Source organism: Pseudoalteromonas sp. T1lg122, assembly GCF_002964825.1.
Classification (GTDB): Bacteria; Pseudomonadota; Gammaproteobacteria; order Enterobacterales; family Alteromonadaceae; genus Pseudoalteromonas; species Pseudoalteromonas gelatinilytica.
In genome coordinates this window covers 456086-470503 of sequence record NZ_PQCG01000007.1, presented here as the reverse complement: position 1 = coordinate 470503, position 14418 = coordinate 456086, and the positions used below count along the sequence as shown (strand labels likewise).

Below are 14418 nucleotides of genomic sequence, written 5' to 3'. Positions count from 1 at the left end.
CTAATGAGTGATTAAAAGCCATGCATGTCATGGCTTTTTTGTGCTTCTAGAGTCGCATCTTGATGTGAGTTAGGGGATATACCCAAGCCACATCAAGATACAGAATTCAGCGTTTCACAGGTGCTTAATATCAAGGCGTTACTTTGTAGAAATGGCAGTCCCTTTTAAGAAGTAACAACGATGAGAGTGAGTGCCTGTGAAGCGCCCAAAGGGTTGGTTTAAAAGCGATTTATACTGCGTTATCGATTTTAACAATAGAACCACTATTATTTGCAATCAATGCCTTGCCTAAATCGCTTTTAATTCCAACTGAAACTCGCATCTTGATGTGGTTTGGGTATATAATACCCGCCACAAAATAAGGACAAAAGTCCGCTTTTTAGAAAACAATTTAACTGAGGTGTATTTATGACTGTTGGCATTATTATGGGTTCCAAATCAGACTGGCCAACGATGGAACATGCGGCGTTAATGCTAGAAAAATTCGGCATTGAATACGAAACTAAAGTTGTTTCTGCTCACCGTACCCCTCAATTACTTGCTGACTATGCAAGCTCAGCTGCAGATCGCGGCATTAAAATCATTATCGCCGGTGCCGGTGGTGCTGCGCACTTACCAGGTATGGCTGCAGCGTTTACATCACTACCAGTTTTAGGCGTACCAGTTAAATCTAAAACACTTAATGGTGTTGATTCATTATTATCTATTTGCCAAATGCCTAAAGGCGTTGCGGTAGGTACATTGGCTATCGGTGAAGCGGGTGCTGCAAATGCTGGCCTTTTAGCGGCACAAATTTTAGGTTGCCAACAGCCTGAAATCTTCGCAAAAGTTGAAGCTTTCCGTAAAGAACAAACAGACACTATCTTAGCTAACCCTAATCCTGCAGAGTAATATGAATATTCTAATTTTAGGTGCAGGTCAGTTAGCTCGTATGATGAGCTTAGCGGGTGCACCGCTTGATTTAAATGTTGTTGCCTACGATGTGGGTAGTGAAAAAATCATTCACCCATTAACCGGTGAAGTTCATAACAGTACATTACAACAAGCTATTGATAGCGCAGACGCAATTACAGCAGAGTTTGAACACATTCCAGATGATGTACTTACATTATGCTGTCAAAGCAATAAGTTTTATCCGGGTAAAGCGGCAATTAAAACAGGTGGCGACCGCGCACTTGAAAAAGCTTTACTTGATAAAACAAATGTTGAATGTGCCCCTTACCAGCTAATTACAGAAAAAGCGCACCTTATTGCTGCTGTAGAGCGCTTAGGCAAGCCGCTTGTGATCAAAACTTGCCAAGCGGGTTACGATGGTAAAGGGCAATGGCGCTTAAAGTCTGATGATCAAATTGACCAAATCTGGTCAGAAATGGCAGATTTCATTGCATCAGGTACCGAAACTGCGCCGCATTCTATTATCGCTGAAAAGATGATCCCATTTGACCGTGAAGTATCTATCATTGGTTCACGCGACAAAGCGGGTAACACCGTTATTTATCCATTGACTGAAAACCAACACACCAATGGTGTGCTTACGCTTTCAGTTGCCGGTAAAGAAAAAGCAGCAATTCAAGAACAAGCAGAGCTTGCATTTAACAAGTTAGCGCAAGAACTTGATTATGTAGGTGTACTAGCAATTGAGTTTTTTGATGTACAAGGTACGTTATTAGTAAACGAAATTGCGCCACGCGTTCATAATTCTGGTCACTGGACACAGCAGGGTACACATTGCTCACAGTTCGAAAACCACATGCGCGCTGTTGCAGGTTTACCATTAGGTAGTACAGAATTACTTCGTCCTACTGCTATGATCAACGTACTAGGTCAGCCTTCAATCCCACACTCAGTACTGGCAACGCAAGACGTTACAAGTCACTGGTATGGTAAAACGGCTAAACCAGGTCGTAAGATGGGTCATATCAATGTATCAGCTGATAACCTTCATCAATTAGGTGAACGTTTAGCGGCACTGGCCGAAATCTTGCCAGAGCAAGACTACCCAGGTGTAGCTGATACCAGCACCCAACTTATTTTAAACTAATCAGTTTAAATTATTAAAAGCCGAGTTTATCTCGGCTTTTTAATCGCTGTATTTTACCCACAAACTTCGCTAATTTTGTACCTCTTGTCTCAAAGCACTTGCGTCAGGGTCATCTTGCTATAGACTAATATTTTTATATTAATATTAGTTCGTTATGTTACATCCTCGATTTAGAACAGTCGTATTTGCGTTTTTTATGGCGCTGTTTATGTCTGGATTTATGTCTTTAGTGATCAGCATTTTTAACGTTGGTTTAATCGATAACATTGCAACCATTTGGCTGAAAGCATGGGCTTTTGCGTTTTGTGTGGCATTTCCTACTGTTATTTTTGTTGCACCTGTGGTGCATAAGTTGACCAATAAACTTATCAGAGCACCGTTGTGATTGCCGAACGCCCAAAGCAGTTTCTATTTATTGCGCTATTTTTAGTATCTGCTTTGCCATTTGTTGGTTCTGCTACGGCACTTGTGGTCGGTGCTTTATTTGCCATGATATTGGGTAATCCATTTGCAGCGCAGTCACAAAAAATGAGTAAATGGATGCTAAAGTTGGCGGTGATTGGTTTAGGCTTTGCTGTTGATTTTAATCAAGTAATAGAAGTAGGGCGTAGCTCTATTGTGCTTACCATAGTCAGTATTACCGCGATTATTGGCCTTGGTGAAATTTTATCTCAGTTATTTAAGTTAAATAAAAACACCGGTGTACTTATTTCATTTGGTACCGCCATTTGTGGTGGTAGCGCCATTGCAGCAATGGCGCCGGTTATAAAAGCCAAAGATCACGAAGTAGCCATATCACTCGCTGTGGTGTTTTTATTAAACGCCCTTGGCTTAGTGTTATTCCCAATGATTGGCCATTACTTTGGTCTGACTGAGCAGCAATTTGGTGTTTGGGCGGCACTTGCGATTCATGATACCAGTAGTGTAGTGGGGGCTTCCGCTGCTTATGGGGCATCAGCACTTGCTATTGCCACAACCATTAAACTAACTAGAGCAATGTGGATCATCCCTTATACAAGCATCGCGGGTGTGTTTTGGAAATCAGACGAAAAAGCAAGTATCCCATTGTTTATATTTGGTTTTTTAGCGGCAGCACTGATTAATTCAAGCTTTCCTGAGTATCAAACACTTTGGCATGCTCTCAATGTTGGCGCTAAACAAGTGTTAGTAATGACCTTATTTTTGATTGGTAGTGGTTTATCTATTTCAGTCTTAAAACAAGCGGGCATTAAACCTTTTATCATGGCGATGATCTTATGGATCATTGTCAGCAGTATTATTTTACTACTTATAGTAGACGGATTTATTTCATGAAAAACGCTTTATTAACTTCTTCAATAGCACTGGCCATGGGCCTCTTTGCTAACAATGTATCGGCTGCTGATTTACGTGTAGCGACCTTTAACGTGAGTATGGATGCAACCAATTATGCTAAAAAAGGCGAAGCAATAGATAAAGACGCTTTAAGCAAAGCATTAGCGAGCAACCACCAGCAAATTCGCAACATTGCCGAAATTATTCAGCGCGTAAGACCAGATGTTATTTTACTAAATGAATTTGATTATATTGATGCCGACAAAGGCATTAACGTATTTCGTAAAAACTACCTGCAAGTATCGCAAAATAAGCAGGTTGCCATCGATTACCCTTATTACTTTATTGCACCAGTTAACACTGGTTTAGCCACCGAGTTTGACTTAGATAACGATGGTGTAAAGGGGCATTACAAAGGCGACGCACACGGCTTTGGCTTCTTTGAGGGGCATTATGCGATGGCCGTATTGTCGCGCTACCCAATCGATTTAAATAAAGCGCGTACATTACAAACATTCAAATACAAAGATATGCCAAATGCACAAATGCCTACAGACCCTAAAACAGGTAAAGATTGGTATTCTGCTGAGGAATGGCAAGCAATTCACCTAAGCTCTAAATCATTTTGGGATTTACCAATTGATGTAAAAGGTAAAACGGTGCATTTGCTTGCTTCGCACCCAACGCCGCCAGTTTTTGATGGTGACGAAGACCGCAACGGTAAGCGTAACCACGATGAAGTACGCTTAATTGCGGATTACATCAACAATGCTAACTACATTTACGATGATAAAGGTCAAAAAGGTGGCTTAAAAGCGAAAAGCCGTTTTGTTATTGTTGGTGACTTAAACGCTGCGCCAGAAGGAGGTAAAGCACGCCCGAATACCACTGACCAAATTTTAAAAAATCCATTAGTGAATACCTCTTTTACGCCAACAAGCAAAGGCGCAAAAGAATCGTATAAAGAAGATTACGCTAAAAACTATACCGCTTATTGGCAAGCTCGTGCTGATTACGTTTTACCATCAAATTATGGTATTGAGATAAACGATGGTGGGGTTTTTTGGCCACAGAAAAACTCTGAACTGTTCCGTTTAATTAAAGATCGTAACGCATCGTCTGATCACCGTATGGTATGGCTTGATATCAGCTTAAAATAAGCTGTTATTAAACGGAAAACTTTGGCTGTTTATCCTATAAAAATTGCTATTTCATCAGTGCTTCTGCTTAAATAGGGCGAATTATAATAACCCGTAAGAAGCACTATGAAATTCAAAACCACTGCTAATAAAACGTTAGTGGCTCTCGCAGTCGCATCTAGCTTCATGCTAGCAGGTTGTCAATCAACCGCCTCAACGCCTTCTGAAGAACAAGTTACTAATGTAGCCCCAGTTGTTGTTACTCCTGCTGATACAGGTTCAGCTGAAATCACGTTAGAGCAAGCTATGGCTCACCCTGATTGGTTAGGCCGTCAGCCTGAGCGTGCTTTCTGGAACGGTGATTCTAACAGCATCGTTTATGCACAAAAGCAACAAGGCAATGAGTTACGCGATTTATACGTTCAAGCGGTAAATAGCCATTCTGCATCACAATTAGCGTTAAACAAATTACACACTGTAGGCGCTAAAAATGCCGTTTACTCAGCAGATAAAAAACAACAGGCTTATGCATTTGAAGGTAATATCTTCGTTAAAAACTTAAGCACTGGTCAAATTACACAAATCACTCACGACAGCGCACAGCAATCAAAACCACAGTTTTTAACTGATGGTAGCCTTGCATATCGCCAAGGTAATGCATTTTATAAAGTTGATTTAGCAACGGGTCGTCAAGTTGAATTAGTTAACTTACACCTAGACGATGCACCTAAAGGTGTACAAGAGCCAGACACTTACATCGCAAAAGAGCAGCACAAACTAATTGATTACATTGCGCTGACTCACAAAAACAAAAAAGATCGTGAAGAGCGTAAAGCACAAATCAACGAGCAAAACGACAGCATTGCTAATGCACAGTTTTATTTAGGTAAAGGTAAGCGTTTAGCCGATGTACAGCTTTCACCAAATGGCCAAGCACTTGTTGCAGTTACCACAGAAAGCCGTTCATGGCGTGATGAAGGCGATATCATGCCTAATTACATTGCTGATGACGCGCGCGTAAAAGCAGAAAAAGTACGCCGTCGTGTTGCTGATGAAAAACCAATCGGCTCAGACGTTGTTTACATTGACCTTAAATCAGGCGAGCAAACAACCCTTGCATTCGATACCTTACCAGGTTTTGATGAAGACGTTCTTGCAGCTGTTAAGAAAGAAAACTACGCTCGTGATGGTAAAACTTACAAGTCTGAAAAAGCACCACGTGCCATCAATTTGATGATGGATTGGGGTTGGGACCAAAGTGCAATCCAATGGAACACAGATGGTTCAAAAGTGGCACTTATGCTTGAAGCATGGGACAACAAAGACCGTTGGTTAGCCACTGTTGATACACAAAACAACAAACTTGTTTCGCAGCACCGCTTACACGACGATGCATGGGTTAACTATGCATACAACGATTTTGGTTGGTTGAACAACTCAGACACGCTTTACTACTTATCTGAAGAGTCTGGTTACAGCCACATTTATAAAAAGCCACTTAATGGTAAAGCAACACAGCTAACTAAAGGCCAATTTGTTGTTTCTAACTTAACGTTAACAGCTGATAACTCAGCGATTTACTACAAAGCGAACGTTGAGCACCCAGGTCTTTACGAAATCTATCGTGTAAACCCTGCAAACGGTGAATCTGAGCAAGTAACCAACCTTGATGGTATGACTGATTATCAGTTAAGCCCAGATGAAAGCAAACTATTGCTAACTCACTCAAAAATTATGTCGCCGCCTGAGCTTTATGTTGCTGATGCAAAAGCAAATACTAAAGCAACGCAGTTAACGCACACGGTTTCAGATGAGTTCTTAGCGAAGAAGCTAATCGCACCTAAGATTGTTGCTGTGCCTTCAAGCCACACTGATCAGCCAATTTATGCAAAAGTATATTACCCAGCTGACTATAAAGAAGGCGAAACAGGTAAAAACCGTAAAGCGGTTATCTTTAACCACGGTGCTGGTTACCTACAAAACTCACACATGGGTTGGTCTGGTTACTTCCGCGAGTTTATGTTCCACTCACTACTGGCTTCAGAAGGCTACGTAGTAATGGACATGGACTACCGTGCATCAAAAGGTTACGGCCGTGATTGGCGTACAGCCATTTATCGTCAAATGGGTACACCTGAAATCCAAGATTTAGCAGACGGCGTAAGCTGGATGGCAGACAACGCAAACGTTGATACCCAAGCTGTAGGCACCTATGGTGGCTCTTACGGTGGTTTCATGACGTTTATGGCGCTATTCACACAACCTGATTTATTCAAAGCAGGTGCTGCACTTCGTCCGGTAACTGATTGGGCTCACTACAATGGCCCTTATACGTCGAACATCTTAAATCACCCAGATGTTGATCCAATTGCCTATGAAAAGAGCTCACCAATTTACTTTGCTGAAGGTCTTAAGAGTCGTTTATTAATTAACGCGCCTATGGTTGATGACAATGTATTCTTCCAAGATTCAGTTCGCTTAGTACAGCGCTTAATTGAACTTGAAAAAGAAAACTTTGAAACAGCTATCTTCCCAGTTGAACCACATGGTTTTGTACAACCATCAAGCTGGTTAGATGAATATCGTCGTATTCATAAGCTATTTAAAGAAACGCTTTAATCAATAGCGTAAATGAAAAACAGCCACTTAAAGTGGCTGTTTTTGTTTGTAATAGAATTTATCTCTATAGGGTTATTTGCAGTAAAATTCACTCACATCAAGTACTGTCTTGCCTTCCTCTGAGTCGTTTTCAAAAATTAAATTATCACCCTCTAAACTCATTTTATAGTCTCTCATCCATGATATATTGGCTATTAACTCCAATTCATAGCGGTTAAAAGAAGCAGGGCACTTTAAATACACATAATGGTGAGCAGTTCCAAAAGCACCTGGGTCAGCTGTATAAACATAAAAAGTACGGTCATTAAATGTTTGCTCATGATAAATGTAATCTTTATTTGAACCGAAAGATGCATCCAAAAAAACAACTAACCCCGCAGCAAGGAACATTAAGCAAGCATACAAAAAGCTAATAATAATTAGCGTGTTGGCAATTATTCTATTTTTAAAAAGCGATCTAACTTCTTGGTATTTCATTAGCAATAATGTGAAGCCCAAAATAGATGAGCCAAGTATAATTACATTCGTTACCTGAGAAACATCACTCATATACTTTGGTGAAGCAAAATTTAAATTAATACATGATCTTAAAATGCCAAGCAGCAATGGGCCGTAAAGGCAAAGTAGGATGAAGCCTAGATAAAGGCGGCCTTTATTTTCTTTCATTTAAAATTCATTTTTCAAGTTAACAAAGAGCAGTTGTAAAGAGCGAGTAAAGTTACCCGCGCTTTTTTATTATTTTTATAAAGACAGGCAAAGCGAGTAGAGTGCCACCAATCGCACCGATAAAGTGGGCGTCAATGGCAACATTAGAGGCGATTAACTGACTCACAGATTCACTCGGGCCTGCAATTTGCTCCCAAATCACTTTAGCCCAAGTACCAGCAAACAATAACCAGCCTGAAAACATGCCTGCTTGTACATCTTTTACTGCTCCCCAAATAATCACACCATGCAGTAGGGCACTTAATCCGGTGTAAATATGGATATCTGGGCAAAATAGCCACACACCTAATCCACACCATAATGCAAGAATGGCAATATTAAACGCATAACGAGGCGGGCTTGTATGCTCAGCGTGCAGAGCCCAAATTAATAAAATTCCGGCACAATTTAAGCCTAAATGAGGCCAATTAGCGTGTACGAATTGACTGGTGAAAATACGCCAAAACTCACCATTTGCAACTAACTCACGGTTAAATTCAAGATATTCATTTAAGTTGAATAGTGCAAACAAGGAACTAAGTAGTACTAAACACAAAGGAGGCAGAATATATTCTAGTTTCAGGGGCAGGTTTATCATGTTATTTTTGTTGTATCTGAGATTGTCGCCTATTGTGCACGTTTAATTTTAAGATGCCAAATACACTACGGGATTAAGTTTATTTATGTTATTCAAAACCAAAGCGCTATTAGCTCTATCCACCTCATTAATTTATTCAACCGCTATTTTCGCGACTCCTGCAAAAGTTGAAACCCGCGAACCTGAAGCCGCAACGGGCTTTGCTCATAAACAGGTTGTTGAAGGCGATAAATACATGGTCGCTGCAGCAAACCCTTATGCAGTAAAAGCGGGTCAAAAAATGCTTGAATTAGGTGGCTCAGCGGTTGACGCTGCCATTGCAACCCAATTAGTACTGACACTGGTAGAGCCACAATCGTCGGGGATCGGTGGGGGTACATTTATGATGTACTTCGACAACAAAACAAAAAGCCTAACCAGCTTTGATGGCCGCGAAACTGCACCAAGCCATGCTGACGAAACATTGTTTTTAGATAAACATGGTAAAGCAGTGAAATGGATTGAAGCTGTAGTAGGTGGTCGCTCTGTTGGTGTACCGGGTATTTTAGATGCCTTTGCCACTGCCCATAAGCGTTACGGTAAGTTAGAGTGGCAAACTTTGTTTGGCCCTGCTATTGAATTAGCTGAGCAAGGCTTTGTTGTATCGCCGCGTTTACATCAATTACTGGTTAAAGAATTAAACCCTGGGGTTACTAAGCTGCCTGTTATTCGTGATTACTTCTTCCCAGATGGCAAAGCACTTGCTGTTGGCACGGTGAAAAAGAACCCAGAACTTGCCGCGCTTTATAAAGATATTGCGAAACAAGGCATTGATGCTTTCTATAAAGGTGATAACGCTAAAGAGCTTGTGCATGCAGTGCAAAACTCAGCAGTTGCACCGGGTACTTTAACGGTTGACGACTTAGCTAATTATAAAAGCAAAGAGCGAGCACCTGTGTGCGTTGATTATCGCCAATACGAAGTGTGCTCAATGGCACCACCAAGTAGTGGTGGTGTAGCTGTGTTACAGATTTTAGCCTTACTTGAACACAAAGACATGGCTAAACTTAAACCAAACTCAGTACAGGCGCTGCATTACTTTACACAAGCATCGCGTTTAGCATTTGCTGATCGTAACGTGTATATGGGCGACCCTGACTTTATGCCAATCCCAACCCAAGGTTTATTAGATAAAAACTACCTTGCAGGTCGTGCAAAGCTTATTTCTGAAAAAGATGCTCACGCAGAAGCTGGCACACCACCAAACTCACTTGCGTACGCACAAGATGATGCTTACGAGCTACCTTCAACGACCCATGTATCGATTGTTGATAGTCAAGGTAATGCGGTGTCTATGACAAGCTCTATCGAAATGGCGTTTGGCTCAACCGTAATGGTGAACGGGTATATTTTGAACAATCAACTAACAGACTTTGCTTTATCGCCAACCAAAGATGGTAAGCCATTGGCTAATCGTGTTGAAGCAGGTAAACGCCCGCGTAGTTCAATGTCGCCAGTTATGGTGTTTAACAAAGATGGCAGCTTACGCTTAGTGGTTGGTTCACCGGGTGGTAGCCGTATTATTGATTACGTTGCTCAAGTGGTTGTAGGTGTACTTGATTGGAATCTTGATGCACAAACAGCTATTAACTTGCCACGTATTACTAATCGTAATAATTATACAAGCCTTGAAAAGGGCACTGAACTTGCTGAGGCAGAAGCTGATTTTGTTAACCGCGGACACACAGTTCGTATCCTAGATTTAAACTCTGGTTTACATGCTGTTGAAGTTAAAGACGGTAAACTCTACGGTGCTGCCGATCCGCGCCGCGAAGGCATCGCTTTAAGTGATAAAAGCCACTAAAAACAAGCTCAGCAGCCTTAAAGCTGCTGAGTTTTCATGTATACTACCTGCTATGCTATTTAGAGCATAAAATTCATTTTCTTCAATGGTCTGACAAGGTGAATTGTCATTGCAATTTCACCTTCAAGAGTAATAATGTCAGGTCATAATTATGACGCATCAAAGCTTGGAAATATGACTACAAATACCGATCCGAATTATCTTTATATTCCTTACTCAGGCCCAGGTCTGATCGAAACGCCACTATTAAATAAAGGCAGTGCATTTTCACAAAAAGAAAGGGAAAGTTTCAACTTAGCCGGTTTACTGCCACCGCGTTATGAAACGATTGAAGAGCAAGTTGAGCGTTGTTACCAACAGTATTCAAGCTTTAATGATAATTTAAACAAGCACATTTACCTTCGTGCAATTCAAGATAACAACGAAACACTTTACTACCGTTTAGTGCGTGATCATCTTGAAGAAATGATGCCAATTATCTATACACCGACAGTAGGTGATGCCTGTGAAAAATTCTCAGACATTTACCGCAGTGCCCGTGGTCTATTTATTTCATACGAAGATCGTTTCCAAATTGATGATATTTTACGTAACGCGACTAAAGGCAAAGTAAAAGTTATCGTTGTAACAGACGGTGAGCGTATTCTTGGTTTAGGTGACCAAGGTATTGGTGGTATGGGTATTCCAATCGGTAAATTATCACTTTACACAGCATGTGGTGGTATTAGCCCGGCTTATACATTACCAGTGATGATAGATGTTGGTACTAACAACGAAAAACTACTTAACGACCCTATGTACATGGGTGCGCGTCATAAGCGTATTTCACAAGAAGAGTACGACGAATTCTTAGATCTATTCATTAAAGCGGTGAAACGTCGTTGGCCAAGTGTGTTACTTCAGTTCGAAGACTTTGCACAACCAAATGCTATGCCATTACTTAAACGCTACCGCGATGAAATCTGTAGTTTTAACGATGACATTCAAGGTACTGCTGCGGTTACTGTAGGTTCATTATTGGCTGCATGTCGCGTTAAAGGTGCTAAGCTTTCTGAGCAAAAAGTGGTGTTTGTTGGTGCAGGCTCTGCGGGTTGTGGTATTGCTGAGCAAATTATCAGTACCATGGTTGCTGAAGGCATTAGCGATGAGCAAGCGCGTTCTCAAATCTTTATGGTTGACCGCTTTGGTCTACTTACTGATGGTATGGAAGGCTTACGTGATTTCCAACAAGCGCTTTGCCAATCTAAAGACAATCTTGCTGAATGGACATACAGCGGTGAGTACGCATCACTATTAGATGTTATGCATTGTGCTCAACCAGACATCTTAATTGGTGTATCTGGTCAACCTGGTTTATTCACTGAACAAGTTATTCGTGCAATGCATGCATCTTGCCCACAACCGATTATCTTCCCGCTAAGTAATCCGTCTAAGCAAGTTGAAGCACTTCCTTCAGATGTTATCGAATGGACAGACGGTCAAGCGATTGTTGCCTCTGGTAGCCCATTTGATCCGGTTGAGTATAACGGCCAAACTTTCCCAATCCCACAATGTAACAACAGCTACATTTTCCCGGGTATTGGTTTAGGTGTTATCGCTGCTAAAGCAACACGCATCATGATGCAATGCTGATTGTATCAAGTGAAACGCTGGCTGAGTCTTCACCTAGAGCTAACACAGGTAAGGGCAGCTTATTACCAGCGCTGACTGAAATCCAAGCGCTAAGTAAACGTATTGCATTTGCAGTAGCGAAAAAAGCGATGGAAGAAGGTGTGGCACTTGAGCTGAGCGATGAAGCGTTATGGGCAGCAATTGAGAAAAACTACTGGCTTCCAGAATACCGTAACTACAAGCGTCGTAGCATCTAAGCTATAACGTTTGAGTAATTGAAAAAACAGGCTTTTAATGCCTGTTTTTTTATATCTGGATAATAGAGTCTTGTTCAGATTCAATTAACCCTTTAAGGTGATAATGAACGGAGTTTTTAATTAAGGAACAGTATTATGCGTAAGTTAGTTTTTACCGCTATGGCCGCCGCGCTAAGTTTTAATGTGTTAGCAGAAGCAACACCAGATGCGCCGCATATTTATATTCAAGGTAACGCAACTGTTAAAGCAATTCCTGATAACGTCAAACTGACGGTAGGTATTGTTGAAGTAGATAAAGATTTAATTGCCGCGAAAAACAAAGCGGATGCAACCATGGCGAAAGCAATTAAGCTTGCAAAAAGCCAAGGCGTAGAAGAAAAAGGCATTTATGCCTCTAATATCTCAATTCATCGCCAAACAGAATACAACCGTGAAACAGGTAAGCAGGACTTTGTAGGTTATAGAGTAACACGTAGTCTGTCGGTTACTTTAACGGATATTAAAAAGTACCCGATTATGCTTCAGCAACTAGTGAATTCGGGTATCAATGAAATTAACCAAACGCAATTTGTATCAAGCCGCTATGAAGAGCTACAAAAGCAAGCGCAAAAGCTAGCTATTAAAGATGCGCGTGCTGCTGCTAAAGAGTTTGCTAATGATTATGGGGTTGAACTTAAAGGCCTTTATACAGCGTCAAGCAGCCCACTCGATACAGGTAGTCAACCTTATATGCGTGCCAGCAAAATGGTTATGGCCGAAGCTGCACCAGATAATTATGTACCTGATGCATACAACGGTGGTGAGCTTACTATTACCGCAAGCAGCTATGCGGTATATCTAATCGAAAACTAAGTTAAATTATTGATTGCTGGTAAACTTTGCCAGCAATTTTTCACCTTGTTGCTCTGAAATACGAGCAATCGCTTTTAGCATATTAGTAATTTGCTCACGGTCGTACTCATTACTAATATGCGTATCTATATCTTCAATAATCGCCCCTAAGTAAACAAACAAACTGTTTGTCGCTTTTTCGTTATCAGATGCTCTAAACAAGATGTTTTTAAAGGCCTCTAACACATTCACCATTACATAGGCGTCATTTTTCGCATAGTTACGAATTGGCGTGAAGTTATCGTGCAGCAGCTCATCGAATGATGTTTCGTGTATAAACAAGTGCGGTTGATTGTTTTCGCATCGTTTAAGCGAGTAGTTCACATCGTAAATATCTAATCGCAAGATCAGCAAGATACTCAACATATCAATGGCTTTTACCGCAGTACCAGGATCGTTAATACCCGGGCTCATGGCTTTAACTGCGATTTCTGAAATTTGCGTCATACCGTAGCGATAATGATCTCTGATGTATTCTTCAATATAAAAGATAAAGCAGCCAAGTAGTTGCTCTACAAGCTCTGGTTTATCCGTTAAATCAGTATCACACTTTAAAAACGGGTAACCTTTAACCGTAAAGAAGCCTTGTTTAACCGAAATATAAATCTTTATGCCATGCTCTTGACATAACGCGCACAATTTATCGGTGTGAGTTCCCTTAAAGTAGCCTTCGGTTTTACTTTTAATACTATGCCAATCATCAAACTCAGGAAAATTCTCGACAGGGTTTTCATGTTGCATTTCAATTATGCATTTAAGCTCGCCTTTGGTATTTTTAAACAAGTCATTGAGTACATTATCGACCTGAATTGCTTTTGAAATTGAGTGAATAAAATACACAAAAAAGCCCAGCGAAATTAACCCAAACACCAATGAAAAGAAGATCCCGAGCGATGGGATACCCATGTCGCCATCACCAATGGTGCGAATGTTTATCAGCATTAATATGGTGTAGATAATACTGCCAAGATAAAAGCCCAGTACTAATTGGTGCGACTTACGGGTAATAAGCCCTGGTAATACACGTGGTGATAGGCTGGCACTGGCGCTATTAAGCACCACCATAACCATAGAAAAACTAAAAACGGTTAATGAGATAATACTACCTGCAAGGGTGCTGAGAATGGTTCTGGCATTCTCTTCGCTATCGACCAATAACACACCAATTAGCTTTTTAAATTCCATTGATAATGATGAATACTCGACCGCTGTGGTAATTAATCCAAATACTAAAAACACCACAGAGAGCATTGATGGGTAAAATCCGATACTGCTGATCATTTCGCGGTAGTTATCGGCAATTTTTCTTGGCGTAAACATGCACTTCCTTAAGAACTGTTAGACATTAAATATCATACTGAGCTAACCTAACTACTTACTTAATAGCCTAGCAATAAACA

The 14418-nt window shown here is 40.8% G+C and carries 11 protein-coding genes and 1 pseudogene; 9 read left to right on the top strand and 3 right to left on the bottom strand.

All coding sequences use genetic code 11. From position 1 onward, the window contains the following. The first annotated feature begins 408 nt into the window (after window positions 1–408). The 6 genes from purE to C2M33_RS07520 all read left to right on the top strand — a co-directional run bounded on the left by purE (window position 409) and on the right by C2M33_RS07520 (window position 7113). The gene (gene purE / locus C2M33_RS07545) at window positions 409–891 is read left to right on the top strand and encodes a 5-(carboxyamino)imidazole ribonucleotide mutase (protein WP_054553887.1); all 483 of its coding nucleotides are present in this window, start codon (window positions 409–411) and stop codon (window positions 889–891) included. Between the two features lies 1 nt (window position 892). After that, the gene (locus C2M33_RS07540) at window positions 893–2041 is read left to right on the top strand and encodes a 5-(carboxyamino)imidazole ribonucleotide synthase (protein WP_105174144.1); all 1149 of its coding nucleotides are present in this window, start codon (window positions 893–895) and stop codon (window positions 2039–2041) included. Window positions 2042–2195: 154 nt separating this feature from the next. Further along, a complete protein-coding gene (locus C2M33_RS07535) occupies window positions 2196–2426 on the top strand; it encodes a DUF2798 domain-containing protein (protein WP_054561456.1) in 231 nt (76 codons plus the stop codon). Further along, window positions 2423–3355: a YeiH family protein gene (locus tag C2M33_RS07530; protein ID WP_105174143.1), complete on the top strand. Its 933-nt coding sequence runs from the start codon at window positions 2423–2425 to the stop codon at window positions 3353–3355. Before C2M33_RS07535 ends, C2M33_RS07530 begins: the two co-directional genes overlap by 4 nt. A 35-nt stretch (window positions 3356–3390) precedes the next feature. After that, the gene (locus tag C2M33_RS07525) at window positions 3391–4515 is read left to right on the top strand and encodes an endonuclease/exonuclease/phosphatase family protein (RefSeq protein WP_442793147.1); all 1125 of its coding nucleotides are present in this window, start codon (window positions 3391–3393) and stop codon (window positions 4513–4515) included. Window positions 4516–4620: 105 nt separating this feature from the next. Further along, window positions 4621–7113: a prolyl oligopeptidase family serine peptidase gene (locus C2M33_RS07520; protein ID WP_105174141.1), complete on the top strand. Its 2493-nt coding sequence runs from the start codon at window positions 4621–4623 to the stop codon at window positions 7111–7113. Between the two features lie 72 nt (window positions 7114–7185). Here C2M33_RS07520 and C2M33_RS07515 read toward each other — a convergent pair whose 3' ends face one another. Together C2M33_RS07515 and rrtA are read right to left on the bottom strand one after the other, a co-directional pair. After that, window positions 7186–7779, bottom strand: coding sequence for a hypothetical protein (locus C2M33_RS07515; protein ID WP_105174140.1), 594 nt, complete (start codon window positions 7777–7779; stop codon window positions 7186–7188). Between the two features lie 52 nt (window positions 7780–7831). After that, the gene (rrtA, locus tag C2M33_RS07510) at window positions 7832–8416 is read right to left on the bottom strand and encodes a rhombosortase (RefSeq protein ID WP_105174139.1); all 585 of its coding nucleotides are present in this window, start codon (window positions 8414–8416) and stop codon (window positions 7832–7834) included. A gap of 85 nt (window positions 8417–8501) precedes the next feature. Between rrtA and ggt the strand changes: the two genes are divergently transcribed. From ggt to C2M33_RS07495, 3 genes and pseudogenes are all read left to right on the top strand, one after another. Then, window positions 8502–10259: a gamma-glutamyltransferase gene (gene ggt / locus C2M33_RS07505; RefSeq protein ID WP_105174138.1), complete on the top strand. Its 1758-nt coding sequence runs from the start codon at window positions 8502–8504 to the stop codon at window positions 10257–10259. 174 nt (window positions 10260–10433) lie between these two features. Further along, a pseudogene (locus C2M33_RS07500) lies at window positions 10434–12127 on the top strand (NAD-dependent malic enzyme). 135 nt (window positions 12128–12262) lie between these two features. Further along, window positions 12263–12979, top strand: a complete 717-nt coding sequence (locus C2M33_RS07495; protein ID WP_063705144.1) for an SIMPL domain-containing protein — start codon at window positions 12263–12265, stop codon at window positions 12977–12979. A 6-nt stretch (window positions 12980–12985) separates the two neighbouring features. Here the strand turns inward: C2M33_RS07495 and C2M33_RS07490 are convergent, their stop codons facing one another. After that, complete coding sequence (locus C2M33_RS07490; protein WP_105174137.1) at window positions 12986–14338, bottom strand: DUF2254 domain-containing protein; 1353 nt, start codon at window positions 14336–14338, stop codon at window positions 12986–12988. Between the last annotated feature and the right edge of the window lie 80 nt (window positions 14339–14418).